Consider the following 2,402-nt stretch of genomic DNA (forward strand, 5'->3'; position numbering starts at 1 on the left):
GAAGCTGGCGCTGCGGGCGGTGGCCCAACGCTTCGTCGGCCGCGCCGGCCGGGGGGGGGCGGGGGGGGGGGCGGCCGCCCCCCCCGTCGGTGGCCTGTAGGTCGGTTGTCAGTGGCGTCTGACAGTGTTACGCCATGACGCGTTCGCAGAATTCACTACACGACACAAGTCCCGGCCGCGGCAACGCGGTCGAGGTGCGGGGGTTGGTCAAGCACTACGGCACGACCAAGGCGCTCGACGGCGTTGACCTCGACGTCAAGGAAGGCACCGTGCTCGGTGTCCTCGGCCCCAACGGCGCCGGCAAGACCACGCTGGTGCGCTGCCTTTCCACGCTGGTCGTGCCGGACGCCGGCTCCGCGCGGGTGGCCGGATTCGACGTGCTGCGCCAGCCGCGGCAGCTCCGCCGGGCGATCGGCCTCACCGGGCAGTACGCCTCGGTGGACGAGAAGCTCTCCGGCTGGGAAAACCTGTACATGATCGGGCGGTTGCTCGACCTGTCGCGCGCGGCCTCGCGCAAGCGCGCCGACGACATGCTGGAGCGGTTCTCGCTCACCGAGGCCGCCAAGCGCCCCGCCGGCCAGTACTCGGGCGGCATGCGGCGCCGGCTCGACCTCGCCGCCTCCATGATCGGCCAACCGCAGGTGCTCTACTTGGACGAGCCGACCACCGGCCTGGACCCGCGCACCCGCAACGAGGTGTGGGCCGAGGTGCGCCGGATGGTCACCGACGGCGCCACGGTCCTGCTGACCACGCAGTACATGGAGGAGGCCGAGCAGCTCGCGCACGAGCTGACCGTCATCGACCGCGGCCGGGTCATCGCCGGTGGCCAGGTGGACGAGTTGAAGGCGCGGGTCGGTGGCCGCACCCTCCAGATCCGGCCGTCGGACCCGACGCAGTTGCACCGCATGGTCGGGGCCGTGGCGCAGGCCGGCCTCGAAGGCGTCGCCGGCGCGCGGGCCGATGAGGCCGAGGGCCTGGTCAGCGTGCCGATCGTGAGCGACGAGCAGTTGACGGCGCTGATCGGGCTGCTGAGCGACCGCGGCTTCACCATCGCCAGCATCGACACCCATCTGCCCAGCCTGGACGAGGTGTTCCTGGCCATCACCGGCCGCAAGGCCTCCGGCAGCGAGCTGGGCGAGAACAACGAGCTTGAGGAGGTCGCCGCATGAGCGCGGCAACCATCACGGCCCCGGACAAGACCCCGGGCCAGCAGCAGCACCAGACCAGCAAGGTGGGCTCCGACGACGTCCGCATCGGCCTGCGCGGAAACCTGCGGCACATCGGCGCGCTGGCGCGCCGCAACGCGATGCAGATCAAGCAGGACCCGGGGTCGATGTCCGACGCCCTGCTGATGCCGATCATCTTCACGCTGCTGTTCGTGTACGTCTTCGGTGGCGCGGTCGGCGGCAGCCTCGGCGGCAACCGCGAGGCGTACATCAACTACGTGATCCCCGGCCTGATGGCGATGGGCGGTCTCAACATCGCCATGTCGGTCGGCACCGGCGTCAACGACGACTTCAGCAAGGGGGTGATGGACCGGTTCCGCACGATGCCGATCGCCCGCTCGTCGGTGCTCATAGCCAAGCTGATCGTGGAGGGCGGCCGGATGCTGGTCTCCACCGTGATCCTGCTGACGGTGGCCTTCCTGATCGGCTTCGACCTGGAGACCGGCCCGCTGAAGCTGCTGGCCGCGATGGGCCTGTCCCTGCTCTTCGGTACGTCGCTGACCTGGATCTTCATGCTGCTCGGACTGACCATGAAGACGCCGCAGGCGGTGCAGGGCTTCGGCTTCCTGATCCTGATGCCGCTCCAGTTCGGCTCCTCGGTGTTCGCGCCGACCATGACGATGCCGGGCTGGTTGCAGGCCTTCACGGACTACAACCCGCTCTCCAACCTGGCCGACGCGGCCCGGGCCCTGATGATCGGGCACGGCGACGTGGCCGACCCGGTGCTGGCGACGCTGGCCTGGTGCGTGGGCATCACCGCGGTGACCGCGCCGCTGGCGGTGCGCAAGTTCCGTACGAAGGTCTGACCGGTGGCCCGGCCGGCCGGCCCGCCAAAGACGGCGGGTGTGCCCACGGGTGACGCGGAGGTCGCAGCAACCGTCGCGGGGGCGGCGGCTGTGCCGGGGTGCGGGACGCGATGGCACGTTCCGCATCACGGTGCCCGGCACCGGGCGACCGAAGGGTCCGGGGCATCGGCTCGGCACGGCATGGTTTCCGGCCCCCGGCCGTGGACCCGCCGGCGGTGACCCACCGCGGGCGGTCGATCAGCGACGCGTCACAGCAGGGCCGCCGCCTCCGCGAGGGAGAGGCGGCGGCCCCCCCCCGACCGCGGGGCGGTCTCCGCGGGCGGCGAAACCGCCCCCCGCGGGGGGGGCGCCCGGGGGGGCGGGGGCCGGG

General features: G+C 71.8%; 2 protein-coding genes. Both read left to right on the forward strand.

Annotation, left to right across the window (positions count from 1 at the left end; translation table 11 throughout):
• The first annotated feature begins 134 nt into the window (after positions 1 to 134).
• Positions 135 to 1,169 carry an ATP-binding cassette domain-containing protein gene (locus AAHZ94_RS32715; protein ID WP_349997338.1) on the forward strand — a complete coding sequence of 345 codons (1,035 nt, stop codon included), beginning with the start codon at positions 135 to 137 and terminating at the stop codon, positions 1,167 to 1,169.
• Positions 1,166 to 2,032, forward strand: a complete 867-nt coding sequence (locus tag AAHZ94_RS32720) for an ABC transporter permease (RefSeq protein ID WP_349997339.1) — start codon at positions 1,166 to 1,168, stop codon at positions 2,030 to 2,032. The genes AAHZ94_RS32715 and AAHZ94_RS32720 overlap by 4 nt, the downstream gene beginning before the upstream one ends.
• Positions 2,033 to 2,402 lie beyond the last annotated feature (370 nt).

It is taken from the genome of Streptomyces sp. HSW2009 (genome assembly GCF_040240285.1).
In the GTDB taxonomy this organism is placed as follows: domain Bacteria; phylum Actinomycetota; class Actinomycetes; order Streptomycetales; family Streptomycetaceae; genus Streptomyces.